Origin of the sequence: Paraglaciecola aquimarina (assembly GCF_032464635.1) — a bacterium.
Taxonomy (GTDB): domain Bacteria; phylum Pseudomonadota; class Gammaproteobacteria; order Enterobacterales; family Alteromonadaceae; genus Paraglaciecola; species Paraglaciecola aquimarina.
In genome coordinates, this window is the sequence record NZ_JAWDIO010000001.1 from 125,780 (window position 1) to 142,443 (window position 16,664).

The 16,664-nt window shown below is 40.6% G+C and carries 16 protein-coding genes; 11 read left to right on the top strand and 5 right to left on the bottom strand.

All coding sequences use genetic code 11. The annotated features are described in order from the left end of the window. Positions 1-299: 299 nt before the first annotated feature. Together RS130_RS00605 and RS130_RS00610 are read right to left on the bottom strand one after the other, a co-directional pair. On the bottom strand, positions 300-1,667 hold the full coding sequence (locus tag RS130_RS00605; RefSeq protein WP_316024322.1) for a TrkH family potassium uptake protein: 1,368 nt from the start codon (positions 1,665-1,667) through the stop codon (positions 300-302). Next, positions 1,664-2,323, bottom strand: coding sequence for a potassium channel family protein (locus RS130_RS00610; RefSeq protein WP_316024323.1), 660 nt, complete (start codon positions 2,321-2,323; stop codon positions 1,664-1,666). The genes RS130_RS00605 and RS130_RS00610 overlap by 4 nt, the downstream gene beginning before the upstream one ends. An 816-nt stretch (positions 2,324-3,139) precedes the next feature. Between RS130_RS00610 and RS130_RS00615 the strand changes: the two genes are divergently transcribed. The 8 genes from RS130_RS00615 (at position 3,140) to RS130_RS00650 (ending at position 10,737) form a co-directional block, all read left to right on the top strand. Beyond that, positions 3,140-4,411: a sulfatase-like hydrolase/transferase gene (locus RS130_RS00615; RefSeq protein ID WP_316024324.1), complete on the top strand. Its 1,272-nt coding sequence runs from the start codon at positions 3,140-3,142 to the stop codon at positions 4,409-4,411. Then, entirely contained in the window at positions 4,384-4,635 is a 252-nt protein-coding gene (locus tag RS130_RS00620) for a sulfatase/phosphatase domain-containing protein (protein WP_316024325.1), read from the top strand. The genes RS130_RS00615 and RS130_RS00620 overlap by 28 nt, the downstream gene beginning before the upstream one ends. 186 nt (positions 4,636-4,821) lie before the next feature. Beyond that, complete coding sequence (locus RS130_RS00625) at positions 4,822-5,220, top strand: gluconate 2-dehydrogenase subunit 3 family protein (RefSeq protein ID WP_316024326.1); 399 nt, start codon at positions 4,822-4,824, stop codon at positions 5,218-5,220. Between the two features lie 17 nt (positions 5,221-5,237). After that, positions 5,238-6,926, top strand: a complete 1,689-nt coding sequence (locus tag RS130_RS00630; RefSeq protein WP_316024327.1) for a GMC oxidoreductase — start codon at positions 5,238-5,240, stop codon at positions 6,924-6,926. Between the two features lie 17 nt (positions 6,927-6,943). Next, entirely contained in the window at positions 6,944-8,176 is a 1,233-nt protein-coding gene (locus RS130_RS00635) for a glycoside hydrolase family 88/105 protein (RefSeq protein ID WP_316024328.1), read from the top strand. Positions 8,177-8,261: 85 nt separating this feature from the next. After that, positions 8,262-8,855, top strand: a complete 594-nt coding sequence (locus RS130_RS00640) for a glycoside hydrolase family 88 protein (protein WP_316024329.1) — start codon at positions 8,262-8,264, stop codon at positions 8,853-8,855. Then, positions 8,848-9,447 carry a glycoside hydrolase family 88/105 protein gene (locus RS130_RS00645; protein WP_316024330.1) on the top strand — a complete coding sequence of 200 codons (600 nt, stop codon included), beginning with the start codon at positions 8,848-8,850 and terminating at the stop codon, positions 9,445-9,447. Before RS130_RS00640 ends, RS130_RS00645 begins: the two co-directional genes overlap by 8 nt. An 87-nt stretch (positions 9,448-9,534) precedes the next feature. Then, on the top strand, positions 9,535-10,737 hold the full coding sequence (locus tag RS130_RS00650) for a glycoside hydrolase family 88/105 protein (RefSeq protein ID WP_316024331.1): 1,203 nt from the start codon (positions 9,535-9,537) through the stop codon (positions 10,735-10,737). Between the two features lie 93 nt (positions 10,738-10,830). Here the strand turns inward: RS130_RS00650 and RS130_RS00655 are convergent, their stop codons facing one another. The 3 genes from RS130_RS00655 to RS130_RS00665 form a co-directional block, all read right to left on the bottom strand. Continuing rightward, positions 10,831-12,066, bottom strand: a complete 1,236-nt coding sequence (locus RS130_RS00655) for a glycoside hydrolase family 88 protein (protein WP_316024332.1) — start codon at positions 12,064-12,066, stop codon at positions 10,831-10,833. A 98-nt stretch (positions 12,067-12,164) separates the two neighbouring features. Then, entirely contained in the window at positions 12,165-12,527 is a 363-nt protein-coding gene (locus RS130_RS00660; RefSeq protein ID WP_316024333.1) for an alpha-L-rhamnosidase C-terminal domain-containing protein, read from the bottom strand. Positions 12,528-12,535: 8 nt separating this feature from the next. Beyond that, complete coding sequence (locus RS130_RS00665; protein WP_316024334.1) at positions 12,536-14,365, bottom strand: alpha-L-rhamnosidase-related protein; 1,830 nt, start codon at positions 14,363-14,365, stop codon at positions 12,536-12,538. A 216-nt stretch (positions 14,366-14,581) separates the two neighbouring features. Here RS130_RS00665 and RS130_RS00670 point away from each other — a divergent pair, with 216 nt between their 5' ends. From RS130_RS00670 to RS130_RS00680, 3 genes are all read left to right on the top strand, one after another. Continuing rightward, positions 14,582-15,013 carry a hypothetical protein gene (locus tag RS130_RS00670; protein ID WP_316024335.1) on the top strand — a complete coding sequence of 144 codons (432 nt, stop codon included), beginning with the start codon at positions 14,582-14,584 and terminating at the stop codon, positions 15,011-15,013. Positions 15,014-15,140: 127 nt separating this feature from the next. Then, entirely contained in the window at positions 15,141-15,389 is a 249-nt protein-coding gene (locus RS130_RS00675) for a GH39 family glycosyl hydrolase (RefSeq protein WP_316024358.1), read from the top strand. A gap of 83 nt (positions 15,390-15,472) precedes the next feature. Further along, the gene (locus RS130_RS00680) at positions 15,473-16,291 is read left to right on the top strand and encodes a hypothetical protein (RefSeq protein ID WP_316024336.1); all 819 of its coding nucleotides are present in this window, start codon (positions 15,473-15,475) and stop codon (positions 16,289-16,291) included. The last annotated feature ends 373 nt before the right edge of the window (positions 16,292-16,664 follow it).

A 16,664-nucleotide genomic window follows, 5' to 3' on the forward strand; every position in this document is an offset into this window, starting at 1 on the left:
TTAACTTTCAGACATCTATCGGAGCGAGGCTAATTTCATGGGTGTCTCAATAGGAACCTGAAATCGGCGACATTCAACGCTTTGACTCTGTGCAGAAGTTTGCATCGTATTCTCGACTCGTTAAAAAATTTTACATGAACACCCACCTTACCTAGCAGGGGTTATCAATAGCGCAGCCTTGATTTTGATTGATGTTATCAACTACTGCCAAGGGAATTTGCTAAACGCAAAGTGTGTTCGCCAGACACTAACCCAATACGAGCTGGCTCCCCGCTAACAGCAAGCAAAAATGACGAAATTTAACCTACTTGTATCTCCGCGTTAGCAAACTTTAATTTTTGCGGGTTAGGTAATGCCAGAAAGTATGCGAAGGTTAATGGACCTACCCTACCAATGATCATTAAAAATATAATAATGACCTCTCCTGCTGGTGATAAATTACCTGTCACTCCTCTAGATAAGCCTACTGTGCTAAGTGCTGATACCACTTCGAATACAATATCTAAAAATGGAGCTTTTTCTATCGCTGTCAGTACAAAAATGCTGATAAATATCATCGCTATCGAAACTAATGCTAGAGACAGCGCCTTCATCACTTGCTCTTGCGGTACAGTGCGCTGCATCAAAGCCACTCGTTGATTACGGCGCAGAAAATGTATGGTGGCCATTACCAAAACAACAAAGGTACCTAACTTTATACCACTGGCTGTTGACAATGAGCCACCACCTATAAACATTAAAAATATAGTTAGGGTTGTAGTGGCATCTGTCAGTTGATCAACAGGTAAGGTATTAAAACCTGCAGTTCTTGGCGTAACGGCTTGAAACCATGCAGCGATTATCTGGTCACCAACTGACATTGCACCTAAAGTATATGGATTCTTCGCTTCTAAAAGCCATATCAGAAAAAATGCACATACATTGATAATCAGTGTCGCTTTGATCACTAAACGAGTATTGATACTGAGTTTTTTCCAACGTTTTTTCTGCTTAATATCAATCAAAACAGTGAAACCAATTCCACCAATCATGAATAATGCGCTTATAACACCATTTATCTGCCAGCTATCCGCATAGCGAGTTAGGCTATCGGCACTTAAAGCAAAACCTGCGTTGTTAAAAGCAGACACTGTGTAGAAGAATGCGTGATACAAAGCTGTTGAAAACGGCAACTCACTTGCCCAAATAACAGTCAATAATGCTATCCCAACGGCTTCTATTACAAATGAATAAAGCACCACATATTTAGCTGTTTGGGTGACTTTTTCAAGACTAGTTTGGCCCAATGCTTCTTTTACCAATAAAGTTTGCGACAAACCTAATTTAGCGCCTAAGCTCAATGCAGCTACAACAGCAAAGGTCATGAACCCTAACCCACCGGCTTGGATTAGAATAGCTATGACTACTTGACCAAATAGTGTGAAATGGGTACCAGTATCAACTACAACTAAACCTGTGACTGTTACGGCTGAAGTCGCAGTAAAAATAGCATCAATAATACCGGTCACTTGATTTGAAGCGATAGGCAACATCAACAAAATGCTGCCCAGTATGATAAGTACAATAAAACCAACAAACAAAATTGCTGGAGGACTCAATGATGATGTTTTTTTTGATTGAGTTCCTTTCTTTACATAAGGTTGAAACTTAGGATCCCACTGTTTCATGGGCGCAGAAACTCAGGGGCAATTCCCTTTAAGGCAGATAAAGCACCAGCCAACACCAGAGAATCATTCGTTTCCAAGATAAAATCAATATCCACTTTTTTAATCAACTGTTGGCGGCGGCGGATCAATACAGGGTTAATTTCAGTAACAGCCTTACCAAGTAGTTTATTAATCGTTAATTTGTTGCAGTTTTCTTGAATGACTATTTCCACAATATAGTGTCCAAGTCCTAATGGCATATATTGATTGACCATAGGATAATTAAACGACTGAGCAACCCTCACTCCCATTTCTTCTTCGGGATGAATGATCCGAGATACGCCCAACTTTGATAAAATAGTGTGGTGAGGCTGACTGGTAGCCTTCACCCAAATATCTTCTATACCCATTGATTTAAGTAGTAGCACACATAGAATACTAGCTTCTAAACCTTCACCAATTGCAACCAGTACAGAATCGCACTGGCCAATGTTTAATTCACGTAAGGTTTGCTCATCAGTTGCATCACCTATCGCAGCCAAAGTTAAACTATCAGCTGCGCCATTCACTAGCTTTTCATTACTATCAATGCCAATAACTGTATTGCCTAGACGCATTAATTCAATTGAAGCTGACAAGCCAAATCGCCCCAAGCCAATAACTGCAAACTGTGCCATACGGCCTCTCTATCTATGTCATCCAAATATTATAAATTTACGTCAGAGTGCTATTGTTAATCTTTAAGAATTTAATTCACTGTCTAGCTAGACATTTAGCGCTATTCCATAAATCAATCTGCCTCAACAACTGCTTAACCTCTGATCTCACTACCTGTACTTGATAAGCATCTTGGGCTGCCGCATTACCGAGCCTAGCCACACTTGAACGGATATTGTGCATACATAAAGGCAAATCAATACATTCCACCAATTAATAACTAGCAACATTTTTTAACTCTAGTCCGCGTCCTTTGCTGATAGTTGAAAAGAAGTAAAAAACAAGCCGCTGATAAGTATCGTATTTATCAGCTTGCAACTTAAGGCAATTGCAATTGTTATTTGTCACTCTTTCTTATTTTAGTGCGAGTTCAACTAAGTTCAGGAAGTGGGTGTGGGTAAAGACGCAAGCACCGGTGCGGCAGCGCTTAGTCCCTCACCACATCCACAAAAAAGGGTAGATATAACGTACAAATTAAAAATGCTCGGACCCGACAACTTGCGGCAAGCGACAACGATTCGTCCTCTAAAATATTTAGTTGACGTTACATACCAATAACAAGTATGGCCATACAGTATCAAAGGCTAGAAATATTTTGAAGCAATTAATGACCTAATATGACTAGTTTTGAGTTTATCTGAATCATGATGTCTGCTATTGTTAGAAAATAGTTAACGTTGTGTGATGTTAAATAGCGCAACTTGTTTAACTTTACAACAAGGTACGCGATAAGCTAACCACAGAAAAACGACGAGTGCTGAACCAAGAGATACAAAATGACATATACCTTACATGAATCACTACGCCTAATTACTTCTTTGAAGAGATCCTTATCAATATTGCTCCCATTAGCTGTATTAAACAGTTGCGGGACCACTCAAGAGCTAGACAAACAAGTAACTCAAAAACCAAATATTTTGTTCATTTTGGCTGACGATCATCGCTGGGACATGTTGGGTAAGAACCATCCAATAATTAAAACCCCCAACTTAGATAAATTGGCGACCCAGGGCACAGAGTTTAAAAACGCTTTTGTGACCACGCCCATTTGTGCCACCAGTCGAGTGAGTATTTTAACGGGACTTACAGAACGGACTCATGATTTTACTTTTAGTCGACCTAAAACTGGCGAGCAAGAATCAGCAAACATGTACCCAAATATTGTTAAAAATGGCGGGTACAGCACGGCTTTTGTCGGAAAGTATGAAATTGGTATTTCAGGAGACAATGAAGAACGCTTTGACTTTTTCAAACCTTTACTGCAATCCAAAACCGAAGAATACGAAGGAAAAACCTTACCGCAAACTTACTACATAGCTGAACTAGCTAAAGATTTTATTGAGCAATCCAAAGTAACAGGTAAACCATGGACCATGGCGGTAAACTTCTGGAATCCTCATGCTCATGATAGAGATTTAGTTGATCAATATCATTACCCTGCCGAATTCGAGAGTATGTACGCCGATATCACCATTCCGCCGGCAAAATTTTCCGATGACGCCACCTTCGAAGCCCTGCCTGATTTTCTTAAAAAATCTATCGGCCGTGAACGTTGGGAGTGGCGTTATAACACACCTGAAAAATACCAAAAAATGGTTAAACGTTATTACCGTGCTATCAGTGCTGTAGATAAAGCCGTTGGTATGATTTACCAAAAATTAGAAGAAACCGGTATGGCCAATAACACAGTCATTATTTACATGGGTGACAATGGTTATAACTTAAACGAGCGTCAATTAGCCGGTAAATGGTTTGGTTGGGAAGAAGACCTACGCGTACCTTTAATTATTTACGATCCACGTAATAAAACCTCACACGGTAAAGAGATCCAAAAAATGGCATTAAATATAGATGTCACTTCAACAATAGTAGATTTAGCCGGCTTAACATCGCCAGCCACCTATCAAGGCAAAAGTTTAGTGCCCCTGCTTAATAATGAAACTCACACCCCATGGCGCACTGAGTTTTCTTCGAACACATGTACCAACCTAAACGCTCATTTATTCCTCCTACTGTGGGTATGCGTACCGAAAAATGGAAATATGTAGATTTCTACAAAAACGATTTTCAACAATTGTTTGATCTAGAGAATGATCCACAAGAAGCCGTCAATTTAATTGATTCTCCAAAGCACCAACACATTATCAAACAGCTAAGTGACAAGACTGACAGCTACATTCAACAATACGAAGCCGCACGTTCAGATGAAGTGAAGCAAAGAAGCTCATTTATCAACGTGCGTCACCAAACCTCCCCTCAATATGGGAAATAATTATGCATAGACGAGATATATTAAAATATGCTGCTGCCCTAACAGGTACCGCTATTTGTGCCCCCTTACAGCAAGCTTATTAAGTGGTTGTGGTAAACAAGTCGAAAATTTAAGTTCAGGCTCAGCCATGCCCGGAACAAGTGTCGCCGACGGGCAGTTTTTTAAAGGGGAAACTTAAAAAGCCTGATGCAAATTATGGACGTAATTCTGCCTAAAACCGATTCGCCTTCAGCCACTGAGGTGAACGTGCATATGATTATGGATAATATGTTTCATAAAGTATTTACCCCTAATTACAAAAAGAGCTTTCTACAATCTTTTGCAAAGCTCAATCTATATTTGACCAGCAAACAATTCCATACGGCTTCTCCTAAAGAACAAACAGAATTGTTACTGCAATTAGAAAATGCCAAAGATGCAGCCCAAGGCTTCAAAGCTTATATCGATATTAAACAACAAAGCATTGCTTATTATTTAAGCAATGAAGAAATCGCTGAAAATTATCTTAATTACTTACCCATACCTGACGGATACACAGCTCGTATATCTGTTGCAGAAGTGGGTGGCAAGGCTTGGGCAGAATAATTATGTCTGGAGAAAAAATGAAAAACACTTTTGACGCAATTGTAATTGGCTCCGGGATATCGGGTGGCTACTCAGCCATGGAGTTATGTAAAAAAGGCTATAAAACCTTAATGCTCGAACGTGGCCGCATGGTCGAACATGGCGACTACCCTACCGCCCATATGGACAAATGGGACTTACCTAATCAAGGGCAAGTTAGCTTAGAGGAAAAGAAAAAACACTATTTCAAACAAGAAAAGTTGAACTGGTGGGTAAAAGAGGATGTAAAACCTTTTATTAATAAAGATGACGAATACCCCTATGATGAAGACGAACCTTTTGCATGGATACGCGGCCATCACGTAGGCGGACGCTCTGTCATGTGGGGCAGACATTGCCCTCGTTGGAGCGATATTGATTTTGAAGCTAATAAAAAAGAAGGTATTGCGGTTGATTGGCCTATTCGTTACGCCGATATCGAACCCTGGTACGATTATGTAGAAACATTTGTAGGGGTAGCAGGACAAGCAGAAGGCTTACCGCAAGCACCAGATGGAAAATTCATCGCTCCGTTTCCGTTGAATTATGTGGAACAGCAACTGCGTGAAGCTGTACAAGCTAAATACCCCGAACGTCTTGTCACACCGTGTAGAACCGCAAATTTGAGTGAATACAACCCAGAAGTACATAAAGGCACGCGTGGCCAATGTATGGCACGTAATCGCTGTAAGCGCGGCTGTCCATTCGGCGCATACTTTAGTACTCAGTCAGCCACCTTACCTGTGGCCAAAGAAACTGGAAATATTACTGTGCAATCTGACGCAATAGTTATGGAGATAATCTATGACGATTCACAAAAGAAGGCGACAGGGGTAAAAGTAAAAGATGCCAATACAGGTGAAATTACTGAGTATTACGCCCGTATCATTTTCTGTAATGCCAGTACTATTGGCACAGCTGCCATATTATTAAATAGTCGCTCAGAACATTTCCCTAATGGTTTAGGTAATGGCAGTGGTGAACTCGGGCATAACTTGATGGATCATCATTACGGTATGGGCGCTTCAGGTACACTCGAAGGTTATGAAGAAGAGTATTACAAAGGTCGTAAACCAAAAGGTTTCTTTATCCCTCCATTTACCAATATCAGCGAAGAAACTAAACAAAAAGATTACATTCGAAACTTCAGTTATCAAGGTGGGGCATCTCGTGCTAGTAACACTCCCTCTGGTGTGATCGGCGCTGATTTAAAAGACGTTATATTTAAACCGGGAAAATGGCGTATTAGCATGGAATGCTTTGGTGAAATTTTACCCTATCATGAAAATCGCATGTATCTGAATTTTGACAAGTTAGATCAACACGGCATGCCCATTATCACCTTTGACGCAAAGTTAAGGGAAAACGAAGTAAAAATGCGGGAACATGGCGTTAGGGCAGCCGCTGAAATGTTGGAAGCAGCCGGATGTACCGATATTCGTACGCGAAACTCTGTGACCACAATTGGAGCGTGTATTCATGAAATGGGCACAGCTCGCATGGGACACGATCCTAAAACCAGCGTACTGAACCAGTGGAATCAAATGCACGAAGTACCCAATGTATTTATTACCGATGGCGCTTGCATGACTAGTGCAGGAACCCAAAACCCAAGCATTACCTACATGGCGTTATCAGCCAGAGCTGTCGATTACGCTGACAAACAAATTAAGTCGGGTAAATTGTAAAATCAAAAGGTAACCCTATGAAAACAATAAAATTAGCTATTTTACCTTTAACATTAAGCCTGTTATTAACAGGCTGCGGTAACGACAGTACACAATCAAATAAAATTAAGACTGAATCAACTGAAACGGTTGCCACCCAACAAGCTTCAAAAACTGCCGAGGCCATTCGCTCGTCAGCTTATGACATAGCCACACGCTCTGCTCAGTGGCAGCTAGACCAGATTGGCAACTTAGATTACATTCCTGAATCTCATCGTGCTAAATCAGAAAATGCTAAATTTTGGATCCAAGCCGCCTTTTACATAGGCTTGACTCGTTGGACAGAATTCGCCAAAAACAAAGAGTTTTTGGACTATATGCAAAAAGTAGCAAAGACCGAAAACTATGATTTGTTACAAGACCGCCCTTATCACGCAGACGATCACACCATTGCCCAAACTTACTTGTGGTTAGCTGAACAAACAGGCAATCAAGAAGCCATTAAGCCTACTCAAAAAATGTTCGACATGATATTAGCCAACAAGCCCAATGTTGGTTTAGAGATGTTAGATTCTACCGCCAGTGGTAGTGGTAAGGTGCATTTAGAAGGCAATTGTCAATTGCGCTGGTGTTGGGCTGATGCGCTATTCATGGCGCCCCGTGCATGGTTACAAATGACCAATGTAACCGGTGATCCTAAGTATTTTGAATATGCTGACCAAGAATTTTGGGCCGCAGCTGATTATTTGTTTTCAGACAAATACGGGCTATTTTTCCGTGACAGCCGTTACTTTGATATGAAAAGTGATAACGGTGAACCTGTATTTTGGGGCCGAGGTAACGGCTGGGTATTTGCTGCCATTCCTTTAATTATTGATGAATTACCTAAAGACCATCCTTCCCGTGCTCGCTATATAGAATTATATAAAAAGAACGCGGCAGGTTTACTTAAGTTACAAACCGAAAGCGGCTATTGGCCCGCCTCTTTGATGGATCCAAATAAAGTCAAAACGCCTGAAGTCAGTGGCACGGGTTTTATCACCTTTGGTTTAGCTTGGGGCGTGAATAACGGCTTATTAACTGATGCAAACTCCAAAGAGGTGGTCGAAAAAGGTTGGGCAGCACTAGAACGGGCAGTTTCTGCAGAAGGCCGCGTAAACTGGGTACAACACGTAGGTAAATCACCAGATCCTGTGAAAAAGACTGATTCTCAGTTATACGGTGTAGGTGCTGTTTTGTTAGCCGCATCAGAAATGGTGAAATGGAAATAACCCCTATGGAATAATCAAATAAAGCCGCTGCCTTCTTCCGCATCGGCTTTTTTATATCCTAAAAACTCAATTTAAGGACATACCAATGAAATATAAATTAGCCATATGTGGATTAGCTGTCATCTTGGCAATAGGTGGAAGTGGGTGTAATTCAACTCAATCTGGCACAGAACATTCTGCTGTTCAAATGTCAGCCACACAAAAGTCAGCTCTAGAGGTAGGGCATAAGGTTGCAAAATGGCAAATCGACCATTTAGATAACTTAGATTACCTTGCCAAGCGATACCACAAAAGCAGTTCAGAGCCGAGAGGTTGGATTCAGGCTGCGTTTTATATTGGCCTGACTCATTGGGCAGAAACTGTAAACGATAAGTTAGCCTTACAACAAATAACAAAAATGGCAAAGCAACAAAATTATTCTTTGCTTACTAAACGTCCAATGCACGCAGATGATCATGCTATAGGTCAAACCTATCTTTGGCTTGCTGAACAATCAAGTAATAAACACGCAATTGTTCCGACTCAAATCCATTTTGATAGCATTTTAGCTGACAAACCAACTGTGAGCCTTGAGATGAAAGAAGAACCTAAACGTCCAGGTTATGAAGGTTTTGCCAAGATCGCTGGTGTTGGTCAGACGCACTCTTTATGGCCCTCGTACTTGGCTGAAAATGAGTAACATCACAGGTGATCCAAAATACTTTGAGTATGCTGACAAAGAATTTTGGGCTACTACCGACTATTTATTTTCTGAAAAACACCATATGTATTTCAGAGACAGCCGTTACTTCACCGAAGTCAGTGATAACGGAAAGCCGGTATTCTGGAGCCGAGGTAATGGTTGGGTATTTGCTGGCCTGCCATTAATCATAGATGACTTACCTAAGGATCATCCCTCTAGGGATAAATACATTAGCTTATTCAAACGTTTTGCATCAGGCTTACAAGCCGCACAAAAAGCTGATGGTTACTGGGCCCCTTCTCTACTTGACCCAAACAAAGTTAAAACCCCAGAAACTAGTGGTACCGGATTTATTACTTTTGGTTTAGCCTGGGGCGTGAATAACGGAATATTAACTGAAGATAAATATAAAACATCAGTTGAAAAAGGTTGGGCCGCACTAGAAAAAGCCGTTAAACCAAATGGCAAAGTCACTTGGGTACAGCAAGTGGGTAAATCACCCGATCCTGTTGCCGAGCATGAGACCCAATTTTATGGTGTTGGCGCGGTGCTGCTGGCCGCATCAGAAATGACGAAGTGGTCCCACTAAATCAACTTTACCTTTGTATTAAAAATAGCCGATGCCTTATGGCATCGTCTAACTTATGCCGGCATATTTTCATTTAAGGAAGTACCAATGAAAAATAAATTAGCAATATGTGGATTATCAGTGTTGCTTGCCCTCAATATTGTGGCATGTAAATCAACACAATCTGATTCAAATAGTCTATCCACACAAACACTATCAATCCAAAAATCAGCTAAACTAATAGGTCATAACGCAGCTAAGTGGCAAGTGGATAATATCGAAAAAGGCAATTACGATTATTTAGCTTCGCGATATCATAAAGGCAGTTCAAATCCTAAAAACTGGATCCAAGCAGCATTTTATATTGGCTTAACGCGCTGGACAGAAACGGTCAATGACAAAAAACTGTTAGCCCATATCGACACTATGGCTAAACAACAAAAATACGACTTGATCCAACGAAGGTACAAACACGCAGACGATCATGCCATTGGACAAACCTATTTGTGGCTGGCAGAGCAAACAAGTAATCCAGCGGCTTACAAAAAAACACAAGTAATGTTCGATAAAATCTTAGCTAATCCATCTAACGTAAGTTTAACTATCGACGAAAGCAAAGAAAAACTGCCAGGCTACAAAGATGCTTGTCAAGAAAGGTGGTGTTGGTCTGATGCGCTATACATGGCACCTCGAACTTGGTTACAAATGAGTAATGCTACTGGCGATAGTAAATACTTTGAATTTGCTGATAAAGAATTTTGGGCGACATCGGACTATTTGTTTTCTGAAGAGCATGGTTTGTTTTATCGAGACAGCCGTTATTTCACTATGAAAAGTGATAATGGTCAACCTGTATTCTGGAGCAGAGGAAATGGCTGGGTATTTGCCGCCCTGCCTCTTATTCTTGATGACTTAGCAAAAGATCATCCTTCGCGCACCAAGTATCTAGAGTTATATAAAAAGAACGCTGCAGGGCTAGTCAAAATACAGAAACCAGATGGGTATTGGGCCCCTTCTCTACTTGACCCAAACAAAGTTAAAACCCCAGAAACTAGTGGTACCGGCTTTATTACCTTTGGTTTAGCTTGGGGCGTAAATAACGGCATATTAACCGAAGAGAAATACGTCACAGCAGTAAACAAAGGTTGGCGTGCCCTAGAGCGAGCAGTGTTACCCAATGGTAAGGTTACTTGGGTACAACAAGTAGGGCGTTCACCTGAGCCAGTCGCAAAACACGAAACCCAACTTTACGGTGCGGGAGCCGTACTGCTAGCGGCATCTGAAATGCTCAAATGGCAGGATATAAATTAGTAATAGACGTTCGGGTTCTCACAAAAAAGGCCAATATTGCAATTGGCCTTTCTCACAACGAATTAAACTCAATTCGCTCTATCTCAAAATATATTACAAAGACTTACAACGTGTTAAGGCTTCTAAGTAGTAATAATCACCATAGTTAATTGCCGTATTTAGACCTAAATCTTTCGGGAAGTTATAAGTCGCTTGTTTCAGTAAGAAGTGACCATTTTCTCCCTTTTCAGCCAAATATTCTGGTGAAGCTAAACTACGTAACATTTTCATCGCGGCAGCTCGATAACGCTTAGCTTCGTCTTCATCAACATAATTGGCTAATTCAAACAAGCTACTGGCTAATAACGAACCCGCTGATGAATCGCGGTAGTTAGTAATTTCAGGGTAGTCTGGCGCATCGTAATCAAAATACGGGATTAAATCTTCCGGCATGTTCTTATGGGTCAATAGGTAATTAACAATACCTCTAGCGTGATTTAAAAACTTTTCATCTTGGGTATAACGGTAGGTCATAGTGTAACCATAAGCGCCCCAAGCTTGCCCTCTAGACCATGACGAGTCATCAGCAATGCCTTGAAAGGTTTGTTTATGCTTAGGCAACCCCGTGGTGCGGCTGTAATCAACTAAATGATAAGAGCTAAAATCATCTCTAAAATGGTGCTTCATAGTGATGGTAGCGTGACTCACAGCAGCGTCATAATAGGTTTTATCACCAGTAGCCAGTGACGCATTAAACAATAACTCTAAATTCATCATGTTATCGATGATCACTGGAAATTCCCAAGAGCCCCAGCTCCATGAAAATGTAAGCCCTAATTTAGGGTTGTAACGCTCCATCAAGGTTTTTGCACTATTTAATAGTATTGGGTCATAGGCTTTATTGCCGGTTAACCTTAACCCGTTGCCATAGCTGTTATTCATGATAAAACCAATATCATGGGTTTTACGGTTAAATTGCGAACGTTCTAATGCGTCTGTCCATTTGGTGGCGGTGTTCAACCAGCTTTCATCCTTGGTGTGCTCATACAAATACCAAAAGTTTCCGGCAATAAAACCACTGGTCCAGCCCATGAAGTTAGTATAGATCGCTTCACCGTTTTCAAATTGTGTGGGGATTTTATTTGGGTTGGTATAGTGTTTTCTAAAACCGTCAAGCTGCTCACTAGCCTTGTCTAACGCTGCGCTACAAAAAGCCACATTGTCTGTTGGCCAACCGCCAACCGCATTAGCCGCGGAGTGATTAGCAGATGATGAGTCATTCGCACTACACGCTGAGACCATAAATGCGGTAGAGATGCCTAAGAATATTTTGTTTATTTTATTAACCACAATTAAACCTTTTAAAATAATAAAGCGGATTTTACAAGATTTTAACAGTTCACTTGCATACAAACAAGCATATTCAATCAAAATCAATCACTCTTTACTTATAGAATACTTCCACAACATATTGACCTGCCAACAACTCTATCATCGTCTAACAAGCCGGTATCAGCGTTAAATTTCACTTGTTGTCCATTCACACTAACAGAGCTAATGTTTTTATCTTTGGCAAAAGGTAAACTCAATGTTGCCTTAACATTATTTGGAATGGTCAGCTCCAGCGTAACCGACTTTCCGATGCTTTGTTCAGCGCGGATGCTAACTGGCCCTTTAATTGTGGGGACTTTTCCTTCGATAAATTCTAGATCAGCAAACTGCGGGGCAATCTCAATTTTATCAAAGCCAGCAGTTAAAGGTCTCACTCCTAAAATATAACGCCCGACAATATTACCATAACCGAACCCCATGCATGATCTCAATCTTGATTTGGTTTGAATTCGTCATCCCACGCTTCTAAGCTAATAGTAGAACCTACTCTGATCATATTGAACCAACTACGCTTTTGTTTCGAGGTGAGCAGTGACAAAGCGTAATCCCCTTGACCATTATTGTATAAAGCTTCCATTAGATATTGGGCAAAATACACACTCACTGCCATCTTTTTACTTTTGATGAATTCGATGACTTTCCCTTGCCGCTCTTCTGGCACTAACCCCACTGCCAGCGGCAGAATATTAGCGTGGGCGGCACTATGGTTTGAACCTATTCCATCTATATACAAACCAGTTTCTCTATTGTACAACGTGCTATTAAAAGCCTTATATAACGCTTTAGCTTGTTCTCTAAACTCATCCGCATCATATGTTTCCCCAATTGCCGTAGCTATCTGAGCCATTTGCTTGAGGTTAAGGTAATGAAAGGCATTAATTACAGTATTAACTTTTTTAAGTTCATAACCGTCTCGTTCTACAGGAGGCCAATCAACTATGTCTTTTATGGTTTGATGGGTACCGTTTGGAAAAGTGGATAACAGCCCTTTGGGGTTGGCAAACCGACTTAGTAATTTTTGCTCTTTCAAAAGTTTATAGTTAGATTTCAATGACTCTACGTCGCCCGTGTACATCCAATCTGTCCACGCCATCATCACTGAGTGCTGTTTCCATTCTGTTGGCCATGTAGGATGTTCCATTAGATATTCATGGGAATAACGCGCAAGGGAATATTCATCATCGACTAAATAATGAGACAACTGATTGATGTAAGCATCGGCTTCATATGGTATACGTTCACGATCACCGTCAACGTAAATACCAGCGAAACTTGTAGCTTTCATACTGTATTTAGATAAATTCCAAATAGCATTTAGTGTTTCGTTACTAGAGTGAAATGAAGACGCATAAGGGTTAAACGGATAATGCAAAGCAATTTGTACACCTTCAATATCAGAGAGGCTCAATTCGCCAGGATCAATTTCAACAAATCTAAATGGCGCAATACGGCCGAATTTTCCGGGAATAGCAATCGCTTTACCCGCTTTAGTGTTACGAACGTTTCTAGGTGGATGAACCGCATACACATCTTTTTTAGCATTCACATCGAGAGGCACTTGGTAATATCGAACACTCGACTTACTATCTAGTTTTGAAGTAGCGCCATTTTCATTACCCCTTTCAGCCAAATACACTGTGGCCAGCCCAGCTTTATCACTGGTTAACGTTAACGACAAGTAACCAAATGCTACTTTCCCAAAATCTATCAAGTAACGACCCGACGGTAGTTTCTTAATATATTTAGCTTTTACTGTTGTCGTCACTAAGTCGTGTTGACTGGCCGATGAGTCAAAAGAGCCACTAGTAGTAAAAAATTGATAATGCGACCAACTACTTTCTATTACTTCGTTTTCTTGTGCTTTTAGCCATACTTTAACACGCCACTTGTAGTTACTATTGGCGAATAGCCGCCCTCCTCCATACGACACAGCGTTGGACTTACTTGAGCTTTGTTGACCAGAGTCCCATTTTGGCTGACGACTGACACTTGAGGTGATATCCCAAAGTTGAATACGATAAGCGATTTGTTGCCCATAAGTATCGTCACCTTGAATAGCCCAAGTAAACTCAGGTTGACTGTCTTTTACGTTGGCAACCCAGTCTCCTTTAAGTAATTCTACCCGTAATTCATTAGGTTGAATAAAACCTGTAAAAGGCGTGCTAGGTGTCTGCTGACACCCTAGCATTATAAATAAGCAAAATAACCAGCCAGTGCGGCTTGCAGTCAGTGTATTCCCCACCTCTAAACTTAACATTTAACGACCTAAATATAGATTTTAGTTACATCAATAAAAACATATTTACACAGTTACCTTGCATTCGTAAAGCGCAAAAATTAACATAAATCGTCACAATTAAATAAAAACAATCACACAGAGACATTTTCAGACAAGTAAAATCTATTAATTTAACTATAAACACGCTTGGCTTAAAACTATGTATTTCTAGACAACTAACAAGTAGGTTCTACCATGAAGCAATTACTAATAAGCACATGCTTACTACTCACCATGGCTTGCAGTTCAAATATAGACAGTCAACCATCTGCCTCACTAAAAACTACAGCGAGTCAATCAACTTTAACGCTCAGTGCTGACTTTAGTAATGCTGGTACCACAACCACAACAATTTATGACTTTTTTGATGTGAGTGTAAGAACCCACAAAGGCTCACCTTTCTCTACCCCAGCAACGTTTGGCCGGCCCCCCAAAGTAAATACTGTACGCATGTTGGGTGGGTGGCGAGGCAAGAATTTGGCAGCAGATACCTATCAATGGGATGGAGAGAAATTTGTATATAACTTTGACGCAGCCACTAAACGTATTGATAACTGGTTATCCCATGACTGGGAAATATTTCAAATAGTGTTAGACAACCCCCTTGGGCCTTTCAAAGAGGATTAACACTCGTTGACAAACCGGATGGTAAACATTTTTTAAAAAAAGACGCAGAAGGCGTATACGGTAATGTACTCCCCCAGCCGACCCAGAGGCATGGCACCGATACATTAAGAGCTTTGTTCAACACTTGGTGGCCACCTATGGTAAAGAACAGGTTTTAGCATGGCGCTTTAGAGTTGGTTCAGAAATAGATACTCGCCCACAGCATTGGTCTGCTACTCGACAAGAGTTTTTTGATCATTACCAGAACACAGTAACTGCAGTGCATGCAGTGTTACCTACTGCTAAAGTCGGAGCTCATTTTCGCGAAGGTTCCTTTAAAGGAAGTTATGTCGACTACACAGGCAATACAGAAGATTCATACGCCCCCATTTTTTGACTTGGGCTAAAAAGCACAGGGTAGCATATGATTTCATTGCAATTTCATATTACCCACACATTACTAAACCACACGAATTGGACATGTCAGCGGTTTACAGCCATGACATTGCACCAATTATTGAACATCCAGATTGGAACCCAAAAGCCAGTTTTGAGATCCATGAATTTAAATTCATATCCAAGATGCAAAAAGCAGGTTTTGTCAGCGTCGCGACTTCCCATGCATCAGCGTTTTTTGCCATGTTTTCAAAAATGATGTTAGAGAGTGATATCAAAGAGGTGTTTCAATGGGGAAACTTAAGCAACGGCAATTACGCCCCAGAAGCGCTGACTCAATTAGCACTATACCCAATGGTTGGCAATCAGTTATTTAGTAATACCGTCCAAGGCCACACTTCAATAGAAAACAACAGAGTCGATGGAATATTTAGTAAGCAACCCGAAAAAGACAACTACGACTTACTGTTATTCAACTTCAACGACAAGCAAATAACACAACAAACACCAGAACCACTAAATATTAATTTGATAGTAAATAGCCCAGCAGGGAGCCAATTTGAATATAGGGTAGCAAACATTGACAGCAGTAATAATATTGAACAACAGTTTTTTGCAGATTTTAGAAAATCAAACTTAACCATTCAGCAAGGCGGTTGGCGAAAACCCAATGTTCATCCCACAGCCCCAATTAATAAAGCACTCTCTGATGAAGGAATCGCTGTGTTTAGAAAACAAGCTCATAAATATCCTAAAAATAATCAACTTTTTTGGGGCAAGTGGCATACCACTCAATCTCTGCCAACATCTAGCAAAGAAGCTGCAACGTCACTTGTAAGTATAAAAGGGCTAATCCCATCATTTGCAGTACAAAAATATGAAATCAGACAAGTGAAAAATTAAAGCGACACAGGGTTATATCGCGTTGAGTTTATAAGTATTATTTTATTGCTCGCAGCAATGGAACGGATGTGCTTAATCAAGGCTAATCTGTTTACACTAATAACTAGTTCTTAAAAAGACAGCGAATAAGTGCATTTATAACTACTCCCTAATGAATATCCCAACGGCTTTTGCTGCGTTCGCGGTATTTGATGGTAGCAACCATTACTTCACAATGGCGCCTTGTTTAAAAACCGCCGGCGCATTCTGCGAGAGTACTTATCAATATGGATTAATATAACTGGCTAAAACGTTCATGAACGAAGTGTTAAATACAATAAAAAGCAGCTTTCGCTGCTTTTTTATCACACTGAGTGATTATTTATCCCGATCT

Coding starts and splice junctions, on each gene's coding strand:
- RS130_RS00605 (WP_316024322.1), bottom strand. CDS start 1,667: ATGAAACAGTGGGATCCTAAGTTTCAACCTTATGTAAAGAAAGGAACT.
- RS130_RS00610 (WP_316024323.1), bottom strand. CDS start 2,323: ATGGCACAGTTTGCAGTTATTGGCTTGGGGCGATTTGGCTTGTCAGCT.
- RS130_RS00615 (WP_316024324.1), top strand. CDS start 3,140: ATGACATATACCTTACATGAATCACTACGCCTAATTACTTCTTTGAAG.
- RS130_RS00620 (WP_316024325.1), top strand. CDS start 4,384: ATGCGTACCGAAAAATGGAAATATGTAGATTTCTACAAAAACGATTTT.
- RS130_RS00625 (WP_316024326.1), top strand. CDS start 4,822: ATGCAAATTATGGACGTAATTCTGCCTAAAACCGATTCGCCTTCAGCC.
- RS130_RS00630 (WP_316024327.1), top strand. CDS start 5,238: ATGAAAAACACTTTTGACGCAATTGTAATTGGCTCCGGGATATCGGGT.
- RS130_RS00635 (WP_316024328.1), top strand. CDS start 6,944: ATGAAAACAATAAAATTAGCTATTTTACCTTTAACATTAAGCCTGTTA.
- RS130_RS00640 (WP_316024329.1), top strand. CDS start 8,262: ATGAAATATAAATTAGCCATATGTGGATTAGCTGTCATCTTGGCAATA.
- RS130_RS00645 (WP_316024330.1), top strand. CDS start 8,848: ATGAGTAACATCACAGGTGATCCAAAATACTTTGAGTATGCTGACAAA.
- RS130_RS00650 (WP_316024331.1), top strand. CDS start 9,535: ATGAAAAATAAATTAGCAATATGTGGATTATCAGTGTTGCTTGCCCTC.
- RS130_RS00660 (WP_316024333.1), bottom strand. CDS start 12,527: ATGGGGTTCGGTTATGGTAATATTGTCGGGCGTTATATTTTAGGAGTG.
- RS130_RS00665 (WP_316024334.1), bottom strand. CDS start 14,365: ATGTTAAGTTTAGAGGTGGGGAATACACTGACTGCAAGCCGCACTGGC.
- RS130_RS00670 (WP_316024335.1), top strand. CDS start 14,582: ATGAAGCAATTACTAATAAGCACATGCTTACTACTCACCATGGCTTGC.
- RS130_RS00680 (WP_316024336.1), top strand. CDS start 15,473: ATGTCAGCGGTTTACAGCCATGACATTGCACCAATTATTGAACATCCA.